Origin of the sequence: Natronococcus sp. A-GB7 (assembly GCF_029688865.1) — an archaeon.
Lineage (GTDB): Archaea > Halobacteriota > Halobacteria > Halobacteriales > Natrialbaceae > Natronococcus.
In genome coordinates, this window is sequence record NZ_JARUKV010000010.1 from 134,925 (window position 1) to 157,111 (window position 22,187).

At 67.3% G+C, this 22,187-nt stretch carries 21 protein-coding genes and 1 pseudogene; 10 read left to right on the forward strand and 12 right to left on the reverse strand.

The features are described 5' to 3' along the window. Window positions 1–71: 71 nt before the first annotated feature. A complete protein-coding gene (locus tag QA609_RS11205; RefSeq protein WP_278302689.1) occupies window positions 72–827 on the reverse strand; it encodes a molybdopterin-binding protein in 756 nt (251 codons plus the stop codon). A 100-nt stretch (window positions 828–927) separates the two neighbouring features. After that, window positions 928–1,145 (reverse strand): annotated as a pseudogene (locus tag QA609_RS11210) (S8 family serine peptidase); the annotation flags it as partial. Between the two features lie 420 nt (window positions 1,146–1,565). Between QA609_RS11210 and QA609_RS11215 the strand changes: the two are divergent. The 4 genes from QA609_RS11215 (at window position 1,566) to QA609_RS11230 (ending at window position 3,998) form a co-directional block, all read left to right on the forward strand. Further along, complete coding sequence (locus QA609_RS11215; protein WP_278302690.1) at window positions 1,566–1,796, forward strand: AbrB/MazE/SpoVT family DNA-binding domain-containing protein; 231 nt, start codon at window positions 1,566–1,568, stop codon at window positions 1,794–1,796. Further along, complete coding sequence (locus QA609_RS11220) at window positions 1,797–2,171, forward strand: PIN domain-containing protein (RefSeq protein ID WP_278302691.1); 375 nt, start codon at window positions 1,797–1,799, stop codon at window positions 2,169–2,171. It abuts the gene before it with no gap. 43 nt (window positions 2,172–2,214) lie between these two features. Further along, entirely contained in the window at window positions 2,215–3,708 is a 1,494-nt protein-coding gene (locus tag QA609_RS11225) for a replication factor C large subunit (protein WP_278302692.1), read from the forward strand. 98 nt (window positions 3,709–3,806) lie between these two features. Further along, window positions 3,807–3,998 carry a hypothetical protein gene (locus tag QA609_RS11230; RefSeq protein ID WP_278302693.1) on the forward strand — a complete coding sequence of 64 codons (192 nt, stop codon included), beginning with the start codon at window positions 3,807–3,809 and terminating at the stop codon, window positions 3,996–3,998. Between the two features lie 20 nt (window positions 3,999–4,018). On the opposite strand, the gene bioD is transcribed toward QA609_RS11230, so the two are convergent. The 7 genes from bioD to sucC all read right to left on the reverse strand — a co-directional run bounded on the left by bioD (window position 4,019) and on the right by sucC (window position 11,682). Then, window positions 4,019–4,705: a dethiobiotin synthase gene (gene bioD / locus QA609_RS11235; protein ID WP_278302694.1), complete on the reverse strand. Its 687-nt coding sequence runs from the start codon at window positions 4,703–4,705 to the stop codon at window positions 4,019–4,021. Further along, window positions 4,702–5,910 carry an 8-amino-7-oxononanoate synthase gene (locus QA609_RS11240; RefSeq protein ID WP_278302695.1) on the reverse strand — a complete coding sequence of 403 codons (1,209 nt, stop codon included), beginning with the start codon at window positions 5,908–5,910 and terminating at the stop codon, window positions 4,702–4,704. Before QA609_RS11240 ends, bioD begins: the two co-directional genes overlap by 4 nt. Window positions 5,911–6,070: 160 nt before the next feature. Further along, window positions 6,071–7,135: a transcriptional regulator gene (locus tag QA609_RS11245; RefSeq protein ID WP_278302696.1), complete on the reverse strand. Its 1,065-nt coding sequence runs from the start codon at window positions 7,133–7,135 to the stop codon at window positions 6,071–6,073. A gap of 28 nt (window positions 7,136–7,163) precedes the next feature. Continuing rightward, entirely contained in the window at window positions 7,164–8,285 is a 1,122-nt protein-coding gene (gene bioB / locus QA609_RS11250; RefSeq protein ID WP_278302697.1) for a biotin synthase BioB, read from the reverse strand. 144 nt (window positions 8,286–8,429) lie between these two features. Next, window positions 8,430–8,585, reverse strand: a complete 156-nt coding sequence (locus tag QA609_RS11255) for a hypothetical protein (RefSeq protein WP_278302698.1) — start codon at window positions 8,583–8,585, stop codon at window positions 8,430–8,432. 1,076 nt (window positions 8,586–9,661) lie between these two features. Continuing rightward, the gene (gene sucD, locus QA609_RS11260) at window positions 9,662–10,534 is read right to left on the reverse strand and encodes a succinate--CoA ligase subunit alpha (RefSeq protein WP_278302699.1); all 873 of its coding nucleotides are present in this window, start codon (window positions 10,532–10,534) and stop codon (window positions 9,662–9,664) included. Continuing rightward, window positions 10,531–11,682 carry an ADP-forming succinate--CoA ligase subunit beta gene (gene sucC / locus QA609_RS11265; protein ID WP_278302700.1) on the reverse strand — a complete coding sequence of 384 codons (1,152 nt, stop codon included), beginning with the start codon at window positions 11,680–11,682 and terminating at the stop codon, window positions 10,531–10,533. The genes sucD and sucC overlap by 4 nt, the downstream gene beginning before the upstream one ends. Before the next feature lie 161 nt (window positions 11,683–11,843). Between sucC and QA609_RS11270 the strand changes: the two genes are divergently transcribed. The 3 genes from QA609_RS11270 to QA609_RS11280 all read left to right on the forward strand — a co-directional run bounded on the left by QA609_RS11270 (window position 11,844) and on the right by QA609_RS11280 (window position 14,519). Further along, complete coding sequence (locus QA609_RS11270) at window positions 11,844–11,966, forward strand: hypothetical protein (RefSeq protein ID WP_005558169.1); 123 nt, start codon at window positions 11,844–11,846, stop codon at window positions 11,964–11,966. 213 nt (window positions 11,967–12,179) lie between these two features. Beyond that, on the forward strand, window positions 12,180–13,049 hold the full coding sequence (locus tag QA609_RS11275; protein WP_278302701.1) for a UbiA family prenyltransferase: 870 nt from the start codon (window positions 12,180–12,182) through the stop codon (window positions 13,047–13,049). Between the two features lie 153 nt (window positions 13,050–13,202). Further along, complete coding sequence (locus tag QA609_RS11280) at window positions 13,203–14,519, forward strand: polysaccharide deacetylase family protein (RefSeq protein WP_278302702.1); 1,317 nt, start codon at window positions 13,203–13,205, stop codon at window positions 14,517–14,519. A 386-nt stretch (window positions 14,520–14,905) separates the two neighbouring features. Here the strand turns inward: QA609_RS11280 and QA609_RS11285 are convergent, their stop codons facing one another. Continuing rightward, the gene (locus tag QA609_RS11285; RefSeq protein ID WP_278302703.1) at window positions 14,906–15,994 is read right to left on the reverse strand and encodes a DUF1616 domain-containing protein; all 1,089 of its coding nucleotides are present in this window, start codon (window positions 15,992–15,994) and stop codon (window positions 14,906–14,908) included. A 50-nt stretch (window positions 15,995–16,044) separates the two neighbouring features. Next, on the reverse strand, window positions 16,045–18,150 hold the full coding sequence (locus QA609_RS11290) for a DUF4129 domain-containing protein (protein WP_278302704.1): 2,106 nt from the start codon (window positions 18,148–18,150) through the stop codon (window positions 16,045–16,047). A gap of 92 nt (window positions 18,151–18,242) precedes the next feature. Here QA609_RS11290 and QA609_RS11295 point away from each other — a divergent pair, with 92 nt between their 5' ends. From QA609_RS11295 to QA609_RS11305, 3 genes are read left to right on the forward strand one after another with little or no spacing between them, the layout of a single operon-like run. Next, window positions 18,243–19,706: a DUF58 domain-containing protein gene (locus QA609_RS11295; protein ID WP_278302705.1), complete on the forward strand. Its 1,464-nt coding sequence runs from the start codon at window positions 18,243–18,245 to the stop codon at window positions 19,704–19,706. Further along, window positions 19,703–20,215 (forward strand): hypothetical protein, encoded by a 513-nt coding sequence (locus QA609_RS11300; RefSeq protein WP_278302706.1) that lies wholly within the window; start codon window positions 19,703–19,705, stop codon window positions 20,213–20,215. The genes QA609_RS11295 and QA609_RS11300 overlap by 4 nt, the downstream gene beginning before the upstream one ends. After that, window positions 20,212–21,174: a hypothetical protein gene (locus QA609_RS11305; protein ID WP_278302707.1), complete on the forward strand. Its 963-nt coding sequence runs from the start codon at window positions 20,212–20,214 to the stop codon at window positions 21,172–21,174. Before QA609_RS11300 ends, QA609_RS11305 begins: the two co-directional genes overlap by 4 nt. 242 nt (window positions 21,175–21,416) lie before the next feature. Here the strand turns inward: QA609_RS11305 and QA609_RS11310 are convergent, their stop codons facing one another. Continuing rightward, complete coding sequence (locus QA609_RS11310) at window positions 21,417–22,082, reverse strand: helix-turn-helix domain-containing protein (RefSeq protein ID WP_278302708.1); 666 nt, start codon at window positions 22,080–22,082, stop codon at window positions 21,417–21,419. Between the last annotated feature and the right edge of the window lie 105 nt (window positions 22,083–22,187).

Below are 22,187 nucleotides of genomic sequence, written 5' to 3' on the forward strand. Positions count from 1 at the left end.
TCGTCCGGTCGACCCAAGTAGCTACCGGAGTCGGCGTCCCCCGAAACCGGCAGCGGTCGGCGGGCGCGCGGTCAGTCGGTCGACTCCGGCGTCGCGGGATCGACCGTCTCGATCCGCGCGTCGATCCAGCTCGCAGCGGCCTCGAGGGTCTTCGGGTCGGATCCGGAGAGGCGGATCCGACCGGGTCGGTCCTCCCCGCGGGGGTAGCTGCCGACGGCGACGTCGAACTCGTCGGTCACCCCCTCGAGGACGGCCGTCAGCGACCCCTCCGGGGCCGGTGTGTAGACGGTTCGGGAACGGGCCGCTCCCGCGAACTCCCCGGCGACCTCACGGAACATCGCCCGCATCTCCTCGGGGATGCCCGCGAAGACGGAGACGTTCCCGACCGTACAGCCCGGCGCCCACGCCTCCTCGACGACGATCGGTACCGCCCCCTCCGGAAGCGAGGCTGCGGCCTCGAGGTCGATCTCGAGGTCGTACTCCGCGACGAGATCCGGATTCTCTTCGCGGAACCGCCGGGCCTTCTCGGTCAGGCGCTCGTAGATCTCCTCGCGGACGACCATCTCGCGACCGAGCCCCGCCGCGACGGCCTCGAGGGTGACGTCGTCGGGCGTCCCGCCGAGCCCGCCGGTGACGAGCACGGCGTCGAAGCGCTCGCTCCAGTCGGCGACGGTGTCGGCGATGAGCTCGCGGTCGTCGGGGATCGTCAGGATGCGCTCGACGGTCGCCCCTCGCTGGGTCAGCTGTTCGGCCAGCCAGGCGGCGTTCGTGTTCGTTGTCGTCCCCGCCAGCAGCTCGTCGCCGACGGTGACGATCGCGACGTTCATGGATCGGGTTGGGGCTCGAGTCAGTTAGCGACTGCGCTCGCTGCTTCCGGCCCTCGACGACGGTCAGTCCCGTTTCGGTGAAAAAGAACGGTCAGGACGATTATACCGTTCTGACAGTCTCGAGCGCGTTGATCCGACCCGCACCGGTTTCCGGATCGCCGCGGCCGTCGCCCGTCGCGCCGCGCTCGATGACGTTCTCGACCTGGTTCGCGTTGGCGTCCGCTGGCTCGCGTTGGCGTCCGGCTCGAGTTCGCGCACGAGGCCGACGAGTCCGGCGACCTACGGGGCGGACATCGATGTGCCGGATGCCGAACCGTACATTTCGTCGTCGTCGTACTTCTTCTCGAAAGACGGGCGAAAGCTAGCTCGGAGACGCCCCGGAACGGTGTCTCGGCTCTACCGAGAGGAGTTGTGGCACCGCCGTTCGCACTCATCGGATCCGAGGGTACATCGTCTCGAGCGCCGATGCGAGGACATCATGTCCCGCCTCGACCCGAGGACGGTCGCCGAGGAGTGGCGCTCCGCAATCCCTAAACGCGACTCGCATCACCCACGCGTCGATGAGCGACTGGACCGAGAACTCGAGGAAGTACGATAGAGATTCGATGTACTGAGAACGTCGAATATGCGTCGTTGGTCGCTCGTGAACACAGAAACACACTCCGACAAGTGAACACAGAATGGGTATCATCCGTATATCGGGGAACGCTTTTTGTCTTGCCCACCGTACACCGAGATATGTCAGACGTAGCGCTTGACGACCGCGGTCGTCTCACGCTTCCGAAGGACGTCCGAGAGCGATACGGGGACCGATATCACGTCGTTCAGCTTCCCGACGGGATCAAATTGGTCCCGGTCGCCGACGACCCGCTCGAGGCGCTCAGGGACGAATTCGCGGACGTCGAAAAATCGGCCGACGAACTCCGTGAAGAAGCACGTGAAGCAGCGCTCGACGAGGCCGGACGATAGATGTACGCCGAGACGGACTTTCTGCTCGCGCTCATCAAGGACGAAGACTGGCTCGGCGAGGCCGCCGAGTCGGTGTACCGGGACCATCGCGACGAGTTGTGGACGTCACAGTTCACGCTCATCGAACTCCTGATGGTCGCCTACCGGGAGGAACGTGATACCGAACGCGTCGTCTCGAACGCCGCCACCCTCGTCGAGGTACGCGGTGACGTGGAGACGGTCGTTACGGCGGCGACGTACGTGGAAGACCACGATTTCACGCCGTTTGATGCACTCCACCTCGTCGAATCCGACGGCGATACTATCGTCTCGAGCGACGATACATATGCGGACGTTACGTCCCGCCTCGATCTGAAGACGGTCGCCGAGGAGTGACGCTCCGCAATCCCTAAACGCGGCTCGTTCCAATCACGAGTCAATGAGCGACTGGACCGAGACGTACCGCCCGACGACGCTATCGGAGGTACGCGGCAACAACAAGGCCCGGGACCAGCTGAAGGAGTGGGCCGAGAGCTGGGACGACCACCGAAAGGCGGTGATCGTCCACGGCAGTCCCGGCGTCGGGAAGACCTCGGCGGCCCACGCGCTGGCCAACGACATGGGCTGGCCGGTGATGGAACTCAACGCCAGCGACAGCCGCGGCGCCGACGTGATCGAGCGCGTCGCGGGCGAGGCCGCAAAGAGCGGCACCCTCACCGCAGGCGGGTCGGGGCGGCGGCTCGTCATCCTGGACGAGGCGGACAACTTCCACGGCAACGCCGACTACGGGGGCTCCCGGGAGGTGACCCGCGTTGTCAAGGACGCGAACCAGCCGATCGTCCTCGTGGCAAACGAGTTCTACGACATGAGCCAGTCGCTGCGCAACGCCTGCGAGACGATCGAGTTCCGGGACGTCTCGAAGCGATCGATCGTTCCCGTCCTCCGGGACATCTGCCGTCGCGAGGGCGTCGAGTTCGAGGAGGAGGCCCTCGAGAAGATCGCCGAATCGACCAGCGGCGACCTCCGCTCGGCGGTCAACGACCTGCAGGCGGTCGCCGAGGAGGCCGAACGGCTGACCGTCGATGACGTCGTCACGAGCGAGCGCGACACCACGGAGGGTATCTTCGACTTTCTCGACGCCCTCATCAAGGAAGAAGACGCTCAGGGGGCGCTGTACGCCTCCTACGACGTCGACGAAACCCCCGACGACCTGCTGAACTGGATCGAGGACAACGTCCCGAAGGACTACCACGGTGAGGAGCTAGCCGACGCCTACGGCTTCCTCTCGAACGCCGACCGCTGGCTCGGCCGGGTGCGGGCCACGCAGGACTACTCGTTCTGGCGGTACGCCACCGACAACATGACCGCGGGGGTCGCCGCCTCCCGCCGCGAACCGAAAGGTGGTTGGACTCGCTACGGCCCGCCGAGCTACTGGTCGAAGCTCGGCCGCACCAAGGGGACCAGAAACACTCGCGACGCCATCGCCGAGCGTATCGCCGAGCGCGAGGGTACCAGCGTCGCGACCGCCCGCCGGGAGATCCTCCCGTTCCTCTCGGCGATGACCCACCACTGCAAGAACCGCGAGCTCACGGTTCGGATGGCCGCGGTCTACGAACTCGACGAGGGCGAGGTCTCGTTTGTCACCGGTAGCGGAAAGACGACCAACAAGGTCGAGTCGATCGTCGCCGACGCCGAGGACCACCGCGAGGAACAGGCGGTCGAACACTCCGGCGGCGCCTTCTTCGGGAGCGCCTCGAGCGACGCCGACCTCGAGGACGTCGACGAAGACGGCACGGCTCAGAACGATGGGGACGACCAGCAGTCGCTCGAGGCCGTCGCCGAGACCGGAGACGAGGAGGCGTCCTCAGGGGAGTCGGCCGACGAGCCCGCGGAACCCGACGACGACCAGTCAGGGCTCTCGGATTTCATGTAGGGACGATTATCATCGGCCCGTCGATATGTTTAATTGTGAACCGATCGACACTATTACGGCGGTCGGTGTGGACACCGACTCCTGGTGAGTGTCGAATAATGACCGACTACGACTGTCCGCTCTGCTCGAACGACTACGAGGAACGTACGGATCTCCGGATCCACCTCGAAGTCAACCACCGGAAGTCGGCGATCGTCTCGGAGCTCATCGAGGCGTCGGCGGCAACCGATTCGGCGGCGGGAAGCGACGAACTCGTTCTGGAACGTGACCGGCCCGCACCACCGCTGTAGCCGGCAGCTACGCCCTTTCGTTACGCCGTTTCGAGGAGCCGATCGACGAACGACCGCTGGAGCGCGTCGTGAACGCCGTTCGCGAGCGTCGCCGGATCCGAACCCGGAAGCGGCGGCACCGTCTCGACGGGGTGGTCGGTCATGCGCTCGAGCGCTCCGGGATTCGTCCGCTCGGCGACCGACGCTCCCTCGTACTCGTTGCAGACGATGCCGTGAACGTCGACTCCGCGTCGCTCGAGGGCGTTGACGGTGAGCGCGGTGTGGTTCAGCGTGCCCAGCCCCGATCGCGTGACGACGACCGCGCTCGAGGCGAGGTCGGCGACCAGGTCGATCACCTCGCGGTCGCCCGCCAGCGGAACCCGGAGGCCGCCGATCCCCTCGAGGAGAGAAACTGGCACCTGCTCGCACTCGCGGCGGCAGTCCGCCAGCAGCGGCTCGTACTCGAGGGGGTCGTCCGCCCGTTCGGCCGCGACCCGCGGCGCGAGGGGCTCCTCGAAGTAGCGCAGGCAGGTCGCCGCCTCGTCGGTCTCGCAGGCGTCGGCGACAAACGCCGCGTCGTCGTCGGGTGGATGTCCCGTCTGTGCGGGTTTGATCGCGCGGGCGTCGACGCCGCGGTCGCGAAACTCCCAGGTGAGCCCGGCGGTGACGACGGTCTTGCCGACTCCCGTGTCGGTGCCGACGACCGCGATCGTCGTCGAGTCGCTCACAGGAGTCCGACCTCCGTCCCGGCCGCCTGGAACGCCTCGAGGCAGGCGACGACGTCGTTACGATCGTGAGCCGCGGTCGGCGCGACGCGGATCCGGCAGGTCCCCTCGGGGACCGTCGGCGGTCGGATCGCCGGCGCGATCACGTTCCGGTCGCGGATCCCGGCCTCGAGCGCCAGCGCGTCCTCGCGGTCGCCGACCACGATCGGCAGGATCTGGGACTCGCCGGGCACCTCGAACCCCATCGACTCGAACCCGTCCCGGAGGTGGGCGACGTTCTCCCAGAGCCGCTCGCGGGCGTCGCCGTGGCGGGCGAGATGGAGGGCCTCGCTGGCGGCTGCGGCCGCCATCGGCGTCAGCCCCGTCGAGAAGACGAACGGGCGGGCCTCGTTGACCAGCAGTTCGACGAGTGCGTCGCTGCCGGCGACGTAGCCGCCCTGGCTCGCCAGCGCCTTCGAGAGGGTGCCCAGTTGCACGTGAACCCGATTCTCGAGTCCCTCGGCCTGGACGACCCCGCCCCCGTCGGCGTACAGCCCGGTCGCGTGGGCCTCGTCGACCATCACCCACGCGCCGAACTCCTCGGCGACGTCGCAGATCGACTCGAGGGGAGCGACGGTGCCGTCCATGCTGAAGACGGTGTCGGTGACGATCAGCCACGACTCGTCGTCGGCGCCCGGTCGGTCGGCCCGGGCGGCCAGCTCGGCCCGGAGGCTCGCGGCGTCGCAGTGGTCGTAGACGACCGTCTGGGCGCCCGAGAGGCGACAGCCGTCGACGATGCTCGCGTGGTTGCGTTCGTCGGAGAAGATCACGTCCGGCTCGAGGGCCGTGATCGTGCCCACGTTGGCGGCGTACCCCGACGAGAAGGCGAGCGCGCGGTCGGTGCCCTTGGTCTCGGCGAGCAGCCGCTCGAGGTCCCGGTGGACCAGCGTGTCGCCGGTGACGAGTCGGCTCGCGCCGGCCCCGGTGCCGACGGTCGCCCCGGCCTGGCGCGCAGCATCCTGGACGCGCTTGTCGGCGGTCAGTCCGAGGTAGTTGTTCGAGGCGAACACGAGCGCCTCCTCGGAGTCGAGCACCGGTAGCTCGCCTCCCGACGGCGACGCGAAGTATCCCCGCTCTGCGACCCGGTCGGCGGGCGCGAGCGATCGTTTCAGGTCGTGCTCGACGAGCGCGTCGAGCCGACCCTCGAGGTCGAACCCGCGGTCTTCCATTCGAGTAAACGGAGTCTGCCGTGTGTTTTCACTGTCACGGTTCGCGTCGGGGCGACCGCGGGGTTCGCTCGAGTCGGTCATGCGATCTGTCGTCCCTGTTTCCCGAAGCGGCTGGGTTCCGTCCCGCGGTCGCTCCGGAGCGGACTTCCAGCGGCCCGTCTCAAAAGTGTGGCATCAGCTCCGCCGGACCGACGACGCCGTACTCGCCGGCGCGATTGCGACGAACGCCGGCCCGCAGGTAGCCGAGCGCGGGGCCGTTGACGTTGGCTTCCATGCTCGTCGCGTCGTCGAGCTGGAAGGTGTTCGTCCCCCGTTCGCCGTCGAAGGTCGTTCCGGTTACGGAGACGGTCGTCGTGGTCGGTTTCTCGTCGCTGCGAACGTCGAGGAGGCCGCCGACTGTAACGTCCTCGGCGTCGCAGATTCCCGCGCGCTCGAGCAACACGTCGTCGGCGTGTTCCATGTCCTCGAACTCGATGACGCCGTCGTGGTCGTCGACGATCGACTCCATCTCCTCGGCGGAGAGGTCCCGTGCGGTCTCGATGTCGTAGTCGGGCAGGTGGGCGATGTCCTCGCGGACGGTGCCGCGGTTGTCCTCGTACCCCGACTCGAGGCCGACGCCCCACCAGATCTCTACGTCCTCGATCTCGACGAACGACTGGGCCGCGAGCGCGGCCGCGCCCGTCAGCAGCCCCGGTGTCGCGCCGGCGCCGCAGACGAAGGTGATCCCCGCCTCCTCGAAGGCCTCCGCGCGGTCGTCGAGCATGCCGATTACGCGCGAGCGTTTGAGGACGTCGACCATCACGCCGCCGTAACCCCCCTCGAGGAACCGATCCGCGACGCGAGGGATGAAGTCGTGTTCGTAGTTCGGCAGCGCCAGCAGGACCGCGTCGATCCCGTCGCCGTGATCGATGACGTCCTGGATGGGGTCGTCGCTGGGGCGGGCCTGTTCGGAGGCGACCACCCCCCTGTTCTCGCCGTGCTGTTTGACGCCCTCGCCGTCGGCGGTCGCCGCGCCGCCGTCCGTCGCGACGTCGCCGGGATCGCTGTCGATGTTGCCCTCCGTCGCCGCCAGCAGTTCGTCGACGTCCAGCCCGTCGAAGTCGATCGCGGTGCCGTGGCGATCGCAGGCCGCGACGGGCGTGAGCCCCTCCTTGTGCTGGCTCACTTCGAGCGTTCGTCGTCCGATACCGCCGGTGCCGAGTACCGCAAACGTCGTTTCGTCCATGTGTAGCTGTAGTGTCGTCCCGTTGTCGTCAGTCGTCGCTCGGTTCCGCGCCCGCACTCGGGCTCGAGTCGCCCGCGCCCTCGCTGCTCGTCGCGTCGGCCGACCCGTCGTGGCGGGCCTTGACCGCCTCGGGATCGAACTCGTTTACCTCGCGGTTGGGTTCGAGGCCGGCCCGTTCGACGATCTCTATGTCCTCGCCGGGTGACTGGCCGCCGGTGGTGAGGTAGTCACCCGTCAGCAGCCCGTCGGCGCCCGCCTCGAGGGGCAGATGCTGCTCTTCGGGCGCGAGGTTGACCTCGCGACCCCCGGTCAGGCGCACCCGCGAGTCGGGGTGGAGCAGCTTGTACACCGCGACGGTCTTGACGATCTCCTCGGTCGTGATCTCGACGTCCCGCTCGGCGAGGGGCGTTCCCTCGACCGGGTTGAGCACGTTGACGGGCAGCGAGGAGATTCCGATCTCCTGCAGGGCGACGGCGGCCTCGACCCGATCGGTCGGGGTCTCGCCCATCCCGAGAATGACGCCCGCACAAAGGTCCATCCCGGCCTCCTTGGCGATCTCGAGGGTTTCAACCCGGTCCTCGAAGCTGTGCGTGTCGACGATCTCGGGGAAGTACCGCGGCGAGGTCTCGATGTTGTGATTGTAGTGGTTGATCCCCTCCTCGGCGAGGATCGCGGCCTCCCGTTCGGTGAGTATTCCGAGGGAGGCGTCGATCTCGAGGTCGCACTCGTCGCGAACGAGTCGAATCGACTCGAGGACCTCGGCCCACTCCTCGGGGCGGTGCTCCCGCGAGACGCCCTTCTCGGCGACGACGATCCCGAAGCGCTGGGCACCGTCGCGCTCGGCCCGCTTTGCGGCCTCGAGGATCTTCTCCGGGCCGAGGAAGTCGTAGGTGTCGATCCCGGTGTCGAAGTGGACCGACTGGGCACAGAACCCGCAGTCCTCGGCGCAGTTGCCCGCCTTCGCGTTGACGATCGAGCAGGCGTCGACGGTGCCGTCACCGAAGCGATCCCGAACCGTCGCGCCGGCTTCGGCGAGGGGATCGACCGGCTGGGCGATCAGCGCGAGCCCGTCGGTGCGATCGAGCCGTTCGCCGGCCAGCACCCGCTCGAGGGCGTCGTCGACCGTCGGATTTCCAGTCTCGTAAACCACACTCGACTAGCTGGTTGACGAGTATATAATAATTGTGGGGACGGTCAGGAACTGCGACTCGTCGTGCGTTTCGACTGTCGCGTCAGCGGTGGTCCCGTACCCCGCCTCGAGTGCCCTCGCCGAAGTCGGTCGGAAACGGGACGCTCAGCCGCCAGGGTGCCACGTAAGGCCGTCCCGCCGGACGGTGAAGGGCTTCGCGCCGCAGGCGGGACAGACCGTTCCGCCGCCCTCGGGGTCGTCCGGACGATCCGGAACCGTATGGCGGTGGCCACAGGCGTCGCACTCGAGGTCGACTGGCATACCGTATCGAACGTGCTGCGGTCCGATGAACCCAGTGTGGCAGCGTTTAACAGGGGTCGTAGCACGGTTTGGTATACAGTGCCTCGAGCGAAACTCGCGTTCGGTAGCGGTGAACGACGTCTCACTCCGGTCCGACCAGTCCTTCTGCGGTGGCGCACGCTGTCGGCCGATCGAGCGAAAGCGAGGGCGGTCGACGATGCCGCGCGAGGTCTTCGTGAACAGCGTGAACGAAGGCTTGTCAGAGCGCGCTCTGACAGTGGACGAACGAGCGGAGCGCGGCGCTGTTCGCCGCGGCAATGCGAACGGCGGAAGCCGTGAGCAAAGCGAGTGAGTCGGCTGGGGAGGGCGTGGCGATCCCCTGTGTTCGTGCGAGCAGGACTGCTACTCGCCAGTATTACCGCGAAAGCCCCTGGCCCCTTTCAGTCCCACCCAGTGTGGATAGTTGGGGCTGCAGACACGACGCCGGCCGTTCCATTCGCATCTATAGGCAACGAATCGACCGCTTCAGCTTCACAGTCGAGATTGAGTACCGAAATCATCCTCTCACGCGAAGCTACGCGGCGGGACGAACGAAACGGCCGCTACGCTCGCGGTCGCTCGAGGTGGACGAACGGGTCGAAAAGACGGCACGTCGAAGTATGAGTAACGAGATGTGGGTTCGGCGTCAGGAGCCTCACGAACTCACAGAGGGGCGGTATCGCCGTATCCAGTGTGTGCGGGTAGCGTGGGATTCGTTGTCATCACCACCATAGTATCGACGAGTCCGCGTACTGTAATAAGCTTTGTTGCTAGCTATGTGTCCAGCTCGAGCGACGGTTTCTACTCACACGGTTCCTGGTGCGGCTCGAAAGCTGACGTTCCGCAGGTACTACCGATCAGAGTCGACGATCTCGAGCGGGTGACGACGGCTCGTCGATCCTGCGGCCGGTTCGAGTCTCCCTCTCCGCAAACGGTCGACGGACTCACGTACGGGTCGGACTCGATGCTCGCCTCGAGACGAACGACGAGAAAAAAACGTGCGATCGACGAACGTTCGTCGTTCGCGTTCGCTCGCTACCGAACGACGGAGTTCCGGGTTACGCGAGGAACTCTTCGATGTGGTCGGCGACCTCCTCGGGGGTGTCGCCGACGGGGACGCCCGCGTCGTTCAGCGCCGAGATCTTGCTTTCGGCGGTACCGGTTCCGGAGCCGGAGACGATGGCGCCCGCGTGGCCCATCCGCTTGCCCGGCGGGGCCGTGCGGCCGGCGATGAAGCCCGCGACGGGCGTCTCGACGTAGTCGTCGATGAACGCCGCGGCCTCCTCCTCGTCCTCGCCGCCGATCTCACCGCACATGACGATGGCGTCGGTTTCGGGGTCGTCCTCGAACAGCTCGAGGGCGTCGACGAAGTCCGTCCCGATAATGGGGTCGCCGCCGATCCCGATCGCGGTGCTCTGGCCGAGCCCGCGGTTGGTGAGGTTGTCGACGACCTGGTAGGTCAGGGTGCCCGAACGGGAGACCAGGCCGACGTTCCCCTCCGAGAAGATGTTCCCCGGGAGGATGCCCAGCTTGGCCTCGCCGGGGGTGATGAGCCCCGGACAGTTCGGACCGATGAGTCGCGTATCGGTCTCGGTGAGACGCTTGTTGACCCGGGCCATGTCCTGGGTCGGGATCCCCTCCGTGATCGCGACCGCGAGCTCGAGGTCCGTATCGAGGGACTCGAAGATCGCGTCGCCGGCGAACGCCGGCGGGACGAAGATCACCGAGGTGTCGGCGTCCTCCTCCTCGACGGCCTCGTGGACCGTGTCGTACACCGGGACGCCGGCGGCCTCCTGGCCGCCCTTCCCGGGCACGGCGCCCGCGACGACGTTCGTGCCGTACTCCATCATCTGCTCGGCGTGGAACTTGCCCTCCCCGCCGGTGATGCCCTGTACCACGACGCGCGTGTCGTCGTCGACTAGTACACTCATGCTTGTCCCTCCTCAGCGTACTCGACGGCACGCTGAACCGCGTCCTCGAGGGTCTGTTCGACCGTCACGAGGTCCTCGTTCAGAATCTCCATCCCCTCCTCCCAGTTCGTCCCCGCGAGGCGGACGACGACCGGTTTGGGGATCTCGTCGAACTGCTCTAAGGCTTCGTTGATCCCCTTGGCGACCTCGTCGCCGCGGGTGATCCCGCCGAAGATGTTGAAGACGACCGAATCGACGTTGTCGTCCGAGAACACCATATCGAGGGCGTTCGCGATGCGGTCGGCCTTCGCGCCGCCGCCGACGTCCAGGAAGTTCGCGGGTTCGCCGCCGTAGTGGTCGACGAGGTCCAGCGTGGTCATCACGAGGCCGGCGCCGTTGCCGATGATCCCCGTGTTGCCCTCCAGCCGAACGTAGTCGAAGTTGTACTCGTCGGCTTTCTGCTCGAGCTCGTCACCGCCGCCCGCGGCCTCGGCCTCCATCTCGGCGAGTTCGGGCTGGCGGAACAGCGCGTCCTCGTCGATGTTCATCACGGCGTCGGCCGCGATGACCTCGTCGTCGTCGGTGACCATCAGCGGGTTGATCTCGGCGTCGGAGCCGTCGCGGTCGTCCCAGAGCTGGTAGAGCGTCGTCAGCACGCTCGAGACGTCGCGGGCGACGGCCTTGTCGACGCCGGCGTCGTAGACGGCCTTGCGGGCCTGATAGGGGTGCATGCCAAACGAGGGGTCGATGTGCTCGCGGGCGATCGCCTCGGGGTCCTCCTCGGCGACCTCCTCGATGTTGACGCCCCCCTTCGTCGAGACCATCGCGACGGGTTTGCCCTCGCCGCGGTCCATCGTGATGCCGACGTAGAGCTCGTCGACGAAGTCGACCGCTCCCTCGACGAGAACCTGGTCGACGTGGTAGCCCTTGAGGTCCATCCCGATGATCGACTCGGCCGCCTCGCGGGCCTCCTCCTCGTTCTCGACGAGTTCGATCCCGCCGGCTTTCCCCCGACCGCCGACCTGTACCTGTGCCTTGACCGCGACCGGATACCCGATCTCCTCGGCTGCGGTCAGTACGCCGTCGACGTCCGAAGCGAGCTGTGACTCCGGCGTCGGAATCCCGGCGTCGGCGAAGACTTGCTTCGCCTGGTACTCATGTAGTTTCATACCATTCGAACGGCCGTCCCGGCCTTGCTTAAATCCTGCCAGTTTCCGTTCGACTTCCGGCAGTGATTGCCACGACCGGGGCGCTCCCCGCCGCTCGAGCGAAATTAACTCAGTTCCGTATTAGGGTACTTTTATTACCTCGGCTGCGGTATGCACAGGTGATGCCCGAAGTAAACGTCTCCGAGTCCCTGTACAAGAAGCTCGAGGAAGAGAACCCCGAGTCGATCGAGGACGCGGTCTGGGAGCTGATGTACCAGGCGCGACGCGAGTCCCAGTACCAGTAGTCGATCGAGCCCTTCGTCGTGAGCGCGGCGCTATTCCTGTGCCGTCATACCCGGTAGTTGACGGTAGCTCGAGTGCTGGTACCGAAGCGTTTGACTCCGTACGGCTCCTACCCCGAAGCGAGCGGTGTCTCTCCGTATCCCCGGCAGACGCGACACGCGGGACGGACAGCTCCGGAGCCGACGCGATTGCCGGCGACCGGAGGCGGTGTCGTAGTGTCGACCTCGACGACCGCACGCGAGGGACACCACCTGCCGGCGTGGCTGCTCGCCGCGCTCCGCTTCCTGGTCCACAGCAATCTCTTCATCTCGCTCGCGGCCGCAAGCGTGGTCGTCACGACGGCCGTCCTCGCCGACCTGCCGCTCGAGGCGCTGCCCGCCTTCATCGTCTTCGCGGCGGCGATGTTCGTCTACACCATAAACCGCTTTACCGACCTCGAGGAGGACCGCGAGAACGTCCCCCGGCGCGCGGCGTTCGTCGAGCGCGCCGGCCTCGCCTGGCTGGCGCTGGGCGTCGGGCTCTACCTCGGCGCCATCGCCGTCGCCGTCGCGCTCGAACTTCCGGGCGCCGGCTACCTGCTGTTGCCCGCGGTCGTCGCCGGGCTGTACACCCTCGGGGTCAAGCGGGTCTTCCTCGTGAAGAACCTCTTCGTCGGTTTCGCCTGGGCGGTGATCCCGCTCGGGGTCGGGGTCTACTACGAACAGCTGTGGACCCGCGAGGTGCTCTTTCTCGCCGTCTACATCGGGAGCATGATCACTATCGCCGCGGCGATCTTCGACGTCAAGGACATCGAGGGCGACCGCAAGGAGGGGATCGCGACGATCCCGACGGCGTTCGGCCCGCGCTGGACCCGGATCGTCGCCCAGCTCGCCAACGTCGCCGTCGCGGTCGGCGTCGTCAGCGTCGTCGCGACGGGCGTCCTCGACGCCCGGTTCCTCGCCCTGCTCGCCTTCCACGGCTACGTCGGCTGTTACATCCCCTTCGCGAGCCGGGATCGCGGGCCGCTGTTCTACGGCGGGATCGTCGACGGCGAACACGTCTTTCTGGCCGCGCTCGTGCTCGCACTCGAGTGGCTCGTCTGGTAGCGGACGGCGAAGCTCGTCTCCGATGACGGCTACCGACGACCACGTTCGGGCGAGTAGGTCGATCGCTCGAAGTATGGGGGGCGTACGGATCGATCCGGCGGCGATACTGGAAGCATAACAAACCCCCGACCCCGGGTGTGGGTTCGACGAACGATGGACCGACGGACCTACCTCGCGATCGGAGCGGCGACCGTTCTCGCCGGCTGTACCGAACTCGGCGGCCCCGGAGAACCGGACACGAGCGACGAACGGGCTGATGGCGGCGGGACGGAGCCAACCAACGAGACGTCGGACGACAAAGATTCCGAGAACGGCGACGACGAGGGAGGTCCCGAGGACGACGACGAAGAGGAATACCCCGAACTGGTCGGCACCTTCGACGACTTCGAGGAGCTCGAGGAGTGGTGGGAGTGGCAGGACATCGGCACACTCGAGGCCGACTCGAGTCGCGCCTCGCTGGGCTCCCAGTCGGCGCTGCTCACGGCGTCGGTCGAATCACGAGGACAGGTCCGGGTTCGCCGCGAGCTCGAGGAGCCGATCGACGTTCGGGAGGTCGCGCCCGGGCTCGACCTGGCCACTGACACGGAGTCCGGCGTCGTACGCATCCAGCTCCAGGACGCCGACGCCCACTACGTCGAGTACAGCCAGGGGTTCGCGGGCGGAACGTCGCTGACGCGTCACAACTTCGGCATCACCCGGATCCGGGGCGAGCCCGACCTGAGCGAGGTCGTCGTCCTGCAGGTGATCCGCTGGTTCGGCGACGACGCCGAAGGCCGCCAGTGGGTCGACGACTTCCACTTCGTTCCTCGACCGACCCAGGGGACGGTGTTGCTCCAGTTCCACGGCGGGTACGAGACACACTACACGGAGGCCCTGCCCCGCCTCGAGGACGCAGACCTCCCGGCGACGGCGTTCGTCCCGACCGACCGCCTCCGCGAGGACGAAGCGGTCGAGGGCGACCGACTGACGCACAAGCAGGTCGACGATCTCGCTGCCGCCGGCTGGACGATCGGCGCACAGCCGGCGAACGGCCAGCCCCTCGACAGCATCGATCCGGACGGGCTCGAGGACGCCGTCGTCGACCCAGTCGACTGGCTCTCCGAGGCGGGTTACGGAGACGACGTCCGCGTTTTCACGTACCCCGGTTCGAGCTACACCGACGAGTCCGTCGATCTCGTCCGGAACAACTACGACCTCGCCTTCGCGGGCCGCTCGCGCTCGCAGGGGTACGCGGGGAACCCCCACCTCTGCTCGATGGCAGAGACACCCGAGCCGGGTGAGGCAACTGACCTGCTCGAGTGGACGGCCGAGTGGGGCGGTATTACGGCGATCCCGTTCTACGGGCTCGAGGAGGCGGACGCGCTCGAGGCGCTCGAGGAGACGCTTCGGACGCTCGAGGAGCACGTCGAAGCGGGGGAGCTCGAGGTGATCACGCCCGCCGAGATGGCCGAGGAGTACGTCTACGAATAGTTGGTCGCCGATCGACGGTGAACCGGTTCCGACGCGAGAACGAGTTCGAAAAGCGAACGGCAGCGGTGTACAAAACGCGCACGTCAAGTGTGGCCGAAATCGGCGTTCGGCCGCCACAGGAGTCGTACCAGGGGATCGCGGTATTCGATACGGGATCGGTCACGTCGCGCGAGTAGCGTGGTATTCGTTGTCATCACCACGGTACCTTCGACGAGTTCGTGTCCAGTAATAAGCTTTCCCACTAGTCAGACCGCAACCGATAGGAGGAATACAAGTTCGTATGACAACCTTAGTCGATACATACTTGCCAACCCGTCGTTCCGCCGAAGGTGATCGGCAGGCGGTAGTCCGAGTCTCTCGGACGGACTCGAGGCGGCGAGCGCCGATCAGGGCTCCTCGACGTCGACCCAGAGGTGGACGTGGTACTCGGTGTCGTCGGTCGTCGGCTCGTCGGGCACCTCGCCGTCGGGGAACAGCAGCCAGACGATCCGAACGTTCTCGCCGACCATGGTCGGCTCGAGTTCGTGAGTCTGGTGCCAGCTCTCGTCGTGGTCCAGCGTCGTCTCGAAGCGCTCGAGCTCCTGTTGTTCGGTGACGACGGTTTCGTTAACCGCGGTCTGGTTCCCGTCCTCGGCAGCCGAGTCCGTGACGGCGCTCTCGTTGACCACGGTTTCGGTCTGCTGTTCGACCGCGACGACGGTGTAGTCGGTCGTCTCGTGTTCGTGGTTGTCGACGCCGACGATGACCTCGGCGCTCTCGCCCTGGGTGAACTCCGTGGGGTAGCCGTCGGCGACGAGTTCGCCGTCGTCGTCCTCGGTGAGGAGGTAGACCGCGGAGAACTGCTCGCCGGCCGGCGGGGAGACGACCGCGAAACCGACGACGCCGACCGCGAGCACGATCGAGAGCACCAACAGGACGTTCAGGGCGCCGTCGAGGCGGGTCTCGGGCTCGAGCAGCTCCGAGCGCCCGGCAGCGTACCACGCGCCGTAGGGAACCGCGAACCGCTCGTCGGCGGGGAGCTCCCACCGCCGGTGGGCCGCGACGGCAGTCGCGAGGACGGTAAAGCCCGACAGCGAGAGCATGATCGGCGTCAGTCGGATCCCCCACGGCGTGAAGTTCAACACGAGGCCGATCAGGGGGACGATGGCGATGCTCAGCCCGAACGCGAGCGCGACGCGTTCGATGCCGTCGATCCCCGCGCGGATCGACTCGCCCGAGAAGCGGGCGGTCTCCTCTGTGTCGTCGGTCGTCGGCGACTCGCCGGCCTCCGGAAACAGCGCGGCGATGAAGACGTAGCCGGGGACGAACAGCGCGAAGGCGAGCCCCAGCGGGACCCGGAGGGGGGTGTCCCGAACGACGGGAACGAAGACGGCGACGTTGACCAGGAGGGTCACGACGAGCATCGCCGCGAGGTCGGCGGGCAGCCTGCGGACCGGGCGAGGAATCAGGAGCCGAAGCGACCGTCGATCGTCCATTCAGTACGACGTTGACGAGCGGCCAATAAAAGTCGGTCGATCGAACCGTCCTACGCGGCTGCCGACGCCGACCCGGCCGTCGTCTCGAGATCGGCCTCCTCGCAGAGCCGCGCTGCGATCTCGAGGGCGTGTTCGGCCTGGTCCTCGGTAACCGGATCCGGGGTGAAGGCGGCCTGCTCGTAGGTTTCGACGAGCTCCCGGAGCGGGACCGCGTCGGCCGCGGCGTCGTCGGCGTGCTCCCGGTAGAACTCCCAGTGGGTCGCCGAACCGGGCCGACCGACCGCGCTTCCGTAGGCGTGTCTGACGGCGGCGTGTCCGGTTCGAACCGCAGTGTCGGTTCGACCGTCCGCGAGCTGCTCGGTCGCCCGTTCGAGCAGGGCGTCGATGCGCTCCTGTGTCACCGCCGGATCGGGACCGCGATCGGGGCCGCCGACCGCGATCGACGGCGCCCGATCGAGGGCGTCTCGCCTCGATCGGCGTCGCCACCAGCCCGCCAGTCCGAGCACCCCGATCCCCAGCAGCGCGCCGACGCCGACGACGGCCGACTGCGGGACCGGCAGCGAGTCGCCGCCGTTGGGCATCGTTACGGTCTCCTCGGCCTCTGCCGCGGCCATGTTCGATCCGGCGCCGTCGTAGCTGACGGCGACCGTAACCTCCTCGCCGTCGACCGAACCCGTGTCGACGGTGCCGGCGATCCCGCCGTCCTCGTCAGTCTCGATCGTCTCCGCCGCCACGCCGTCGACCCGGACCTCGAGGGTCTGGTTGTCGAGGGGGTCGCCGTCTTCGGTTGCGAGGCTGCCGTCGATCGCGACCTCCTCCTCGCCAATCGCCGTCGCCGTCGCCGTCAGCTCGGTTTCGGTCTCGACGACGCTGATCGGCGCTTCGGCGGGCGTCGCAGTGAGCGTTCGATCCTCGTAGGGAAGCGAGGCCGTTACCGTCCCCTCGCCGGCAGAGACGTTCGCCGGCGTCTCGACCTCACCCTCGAAGTCCCCCTCCGAGGCGGTTACGGTCCCGAGGAGTTCGCCGTCGACGCTGATCGCGACCGGAACGTCGTCGACGGGCTCTCCGGCGGCGGTCACCGTTCCGCTGACCGATAGCGGGTCGCCGTAGGCGACCTCGTCGGTCGCCGTCAGATCGTCGATCGTCGCCGTCGTCTGTTCGGGCGTCACTTCGACCTCCTGCTCGGCGCCGAGGTAGTTCGTGTCGCCGTCGGGAACGTACTCGACGGTCACCGTCTCCTCGTCGAGCGCGAGATCGGTGGGTCGGTACTCGAACTCGAAGTCGCTCTCGTCGCCGGCCCACCAGTCGCCGCTCGGCTCGCCGACGGCGACGGGCTCGTCCTCGACACGAATCTCGAGGTCGCCCTCGATCGGCTCGCCGTCCGCGGTTTGGACCGCGCCGCGGACGACCATCGGATCGTCGAACGACGCCGTCTCGTCGACGACCTCGAGGTCGAGTTCGGTCTCGACGAACTGCTCGTCGCGGACGGCCGTCTGCTCGCTCTCGATCTCGCTTCGGCTCTCGTTGATCGACGCCACCGAGTCGGAGTGGTCCTCGTCAGTCTCGTTGTCGATCGTCTCGTAGCTCGTGACGGCGTCCTCCCCGGCCTCGTCGATCTCGTCGGACAGCGCCTCGAGTTCGCGCGCGAGGTCGTGGGCGCGCTCCTGGTCACCCTCCTGTAGCGCCTCCTCGTACTCCGCGCGGGTCTCGTGGTACTCCTCGATGGTGTCCGCCATTCGCTCCTGGGACTCGGAGGCGTTCCGGTAGGCTTCGACCGGGTCGTCCTCGTCGTCGCCAGTCGATCCGGAGACCTCGGCGTACTGCTCGAGGCGTTCGTCGTAGTCGTCGCCGAGGTGCTCACGGGCCTGGTCGTACTGGCCCTCGCTCAGGGCGACCGAACTATCCTGAAGCTGATCGGAGAGCTGGTCGGAGAGCCAGGACTCGAGTTCCTCGTCGTCGCCGGCCTCGTCGTACTCGTCGGGGTTCTGGTGGCGGGGCGTCTCGTTGACCGCCGGCTGGTCGCTCGCGCTCGCGAGCGTGTCACCCACGACCGACTGGGAGGAGTCGCCGGCGGGAGCGCCCGCGGCGGTCGCCGCGAGGGGCAACGAACACGCCAACAGCGCGAGGACGAGCGCACGGACGACGACCTGGTTCACGATCGGTAATTCACGCCGCCGAACAAAAGCCTGTCTGCTCGCCCCGACGGACAACCAGTAGGTTCAACACGTCACCGAAAAACCACTGGTGTATGCGACCGACGCGCCAGATCTGGGCGGTGGGAGCGACCGCGGGAGCCCTCGCCGTCCTCGCCGCCGTCTTCGCCCGACCGCTGTTGCTCGCGGCGACGGTGCTGCTCGGCGCGTGGATCCTCGTTCGACAGCTCCTGTTCGTTCGCGGCGTCGCCGATACGGTCGACTCGCTGACGGTTCGCCAGCTACCGACCGCAAACACCGTCCGGGCGAACGCCGAGATCCCGGTTACCCTCGAGGCGACGCTCGACGCGCCCGCTCGCCTGCTGCTGTCGTTCGAGGGCGGCGTGCCGACGGGCGCGAGCGCAACGACACCGCTGTCGGCGTCGCTCGAGCCGGGAACGGCGACGACCCGCGAGACGACCGCCGTAACCTGGCCCGTCGCGGGTCGCCACCGGTTCGACCCGGTGTCGGTGACCGCGACCGACGGGCTGTTTACGGCGACGATGCCGGCCGAGTCGCGACCGTCGGTAACCGTCGAACCCCGCGGGCCCCACACCGTCCACGTTGGCCGCGGCGGCGACGAGGTGTCGATCGCCCAGGGCGAACACGAGGCCGGCCAGCGCGGTCCCGGCCTCGAGCCGGCCGAGCTGCGCGAGTACGTGCCGGGCGACTCGGCCGACGAGATCGACTGGAAGGCGACCGCGCGGCTCAACACGCTTCACGTCCGCGAGTACGAGACAGAGACCCACCGCCCGACGATGCTGATCGTCGACCACCGCGGCGGGCTCGCGGCGGGTCCGCCGGGGGAGTCGAAGCTCGCCTACCTCCGGGAAGTCGCGCTCGCGGTCGCCGCGAACGCCCGCGAACTCGACGACCCCCTCGGGCTGATCGCCGTCGGCGACGAGGGGATCACGACCCGGATCACCCCCACGACGGGGCCAGCGGCGTACCTGTCGATCCGGCGACGGCTGCTCGACCTCGAGCCGACCGGAACGGACGGCGACGAACCCCCCTCGGAGACGAGCGGGCGCAGCCACTCGATTCCGGGATTCGCGCCGTCACCGACCCGTCCCCGGGCGGCCCTATCGGCGCTCGACGGCTCGACCGACCCGTTCGCGCGAACGCTCGAGCCGTACTACACGGCCCGGACAAGGTACGACGTTCGGTTCGACTCCGAGCCGCTGCTGGGGGCAGTCCGAACGGCGCTCGGCGGCCAGGACAGCCGTCAGTGGACAGTCATCTGTACGGACGACTCGGATCCGGAGACGCTGTACGAGACGGTCCGGTTCGCCCGCGCTCGAGGGAGCGAGGTCCTGCTGTTGCTGACCCCATCGGTGCTGTTCGCGAGCGACGGGGTCGGCGACCCCGATCGGGTCGCCGACAGCTACCTCGAGTTCGAGGAGCTGCGACGCGACCTCGACCGAATGGACGCGGTCACGGCGTTCGAGGTCGCCCCGCAGGAGCGGCTGTCGGCCGTCCTCGAGACGACGCGTGCGCGATCGCGGGGTGCGATCCGATGACCGACTACCCGACGGGGAGCCACGTCGAGTCGACGTTCCTCACGGAGCGGCCGTCGCCGTGGTCGACCGCCCTCGGCACGATCGCGCTCGTCGCGACCTTCGGCGCGGCGGCCGGTCCGCCCGGCGTCGGCGCCGGGATCGCGACGGCCCTGCTGTGGTACGGGTTCGGAACGCCGTACGCCGTCGCCGTCGGACACGTACTGCTGCTGGCGCTGTTTCCGGACGGGATCGATCCGCTTTCGTTTATCATCGTCGAGGCCGGGCTGGTCACGCTTCTCGTCGCCCCCGTCCTGCGGACCCGAGCGCCGCTTCGAACCGCCGCCGGAACGCTGCTGGCCGTCGCCGGACTGGGCGCCGTGAGCTGGCTCGCGGTGGTCTCGCTGTCGCTGTGGCAGGCCGCCGGGGTTACCGCCGGAGCGGTCGCGCTCGCGAGCTACGGGGCGTACCGGTACGGGCTGGTCGCGCTCGGTCTCGTCGACGACGAACCATCCTCCACTACCGACGAATGAGTACACACGACTTCGAATCACGCGATCGAACCGAGACGGAGACTGCCCCCGAGGGGACGGCGGCCGAGACGGCCGACCGACTCGAGCGAGCCGAGGCTCGGGCCGAGCTGCTCGCCGAGGAGAACCGACGGCTTCGAGCACAACACGCCCGCGCTCGGCGCTCGAAGTACCGGCGGACGGCCCTCGGACTCGTCGGAATCGGGCTCTGTGCGGTCGCGGGCGGCGTGCTCTTCCCCGGGAGCCGCGAGATCCTCCTCGCGCTGGGAGCGACGGGACTGTTCGGCGGCCTGCTGACCTACTACCTGACGCCCGGGCAGTTCGTCGCCGCCTCGGTCGGCGAGCGCGTCTACGCCGCCTGGGCGGCCAACGGCGACTCGCTCGCGGCCGAGCTCGGCCTGCGCGATGACCGGGTGTACGTCCCCGACGAGCGAACCGACACCGCCCGGCTCTACGTCCCCGCCGACGCCGCGTTCGAGCCACCGACGGACGCCGACGGGCCGGTGCTCGTCGAGCGCGACCAGCGGGGACTGCTCGTGGCGCCGACCGGGGCGACGCTGTTCGACGAGTTCCAGCGGACGCTGTCGGGCGAACTCGCGAGCCGACCCGAGCCGCTCGCAGTGCAGCTCGCCGACGGCCTCGTCGAGGGGTTCGAACTCGCTGACGGCGCCGATCCCGACGTCGACGCGGCCGCGGGACGGATCACCGTCGCGATCACGGGCAGCGCCTTCGGCGCCGTCGATCGGTTCGATCACCCGATCGCCTCGTTTCTCGCCGTCGGGCTGGCGGTCGGACTCGATCGTCCGGTCACGCTCGAGGTCGACGCCGGCGACGACCGCGCCGACTGGCTCGTCACGTGCCGGTTCGAGCCGGACGATGCGGCCGAGGAAGACGGGACGGACGAGGACGAACCGACTGACGAGGAACCCGGCGAGGACCTCGAGTTCGACGCTGACGAGTAACACGGCTGCTGTCCCTGTAGTCGCCGGTACAGTTCTGGCGTTCACTCCGAACCGTGAATACGAGTGGGTCGATTCGCTATCGCGAACTGCGTACTGACCCCCCGACGATTCCACCAGCTTCGATAGCTGTCCTTCGCGGGGTGGTGAGTACAGAGCGCGTTTCGGTCACGACGCTCGTTCTGGGACGCTGACGAAGAGACATCGTCCCCGCCCTCGTCGCTACTGCACCGAGTAGCCGTCGATCACTCTGGCTTTTCGCTGTCGTCCACCAGTGAAGAAACGACGAGTCGTTTGGTCCCACGGCGAAGGAGGCCGCTAGCTGCAGGTTGAGAGATATCCAGCGTAGCGGCGACGTCGCCGAGAGTTGCGTTCCGTGGTTCTTCGAAATACCCTTTGTCGAGTGCGACGAGGAGTGCCTCTCGTTGGCTATCGGTCAATCCTGCGTCCGTCTTCCCTAAACTGGCGTACTCGTTTACGCGCAGCAACTCGATCTCGACGTCGTTCTGTTCCGCGTACTCCCATAGTGGAGCCAGATTCGTCCGGTCGGGCATCCATACTGTTAGAACCCACCCGTTGCCGTCGTTTTTCATATCGAGTATGACGCCGTTCGCGGTCGAAATGATCGGTGAGATGATCTTCGCTTCGTTCGTATACTCGAAGCTATAGATCGCCTTCCCGTCTCTGGTCTCGATAACTCGTTCGAATTCGCCGATGGTGTGATCGTTCCGCAATCCGTCTTCGAACTGGCGGAAATCGGATGACTGGATGCGGTAGAAGAACTTCCCCGACGTAGGGTCAGTTCCAGCCTCTAACACCGACTTGACTTCCGAGCTCTGATCGTGAGTGACTGTCTTCGTGAGCACGATGTCAGGGTGCTCGATTCGGACAACTGCTTTGATGTCAGTCACTGTTCTACAGAGTAGGTGTCTGTAATATATGAGCATGTATATCCGTCGAAGTCCCTGGCAACTGTCAGAACCAGTTTGCTGCAGACAGAGTGTGCGGGAGCACTG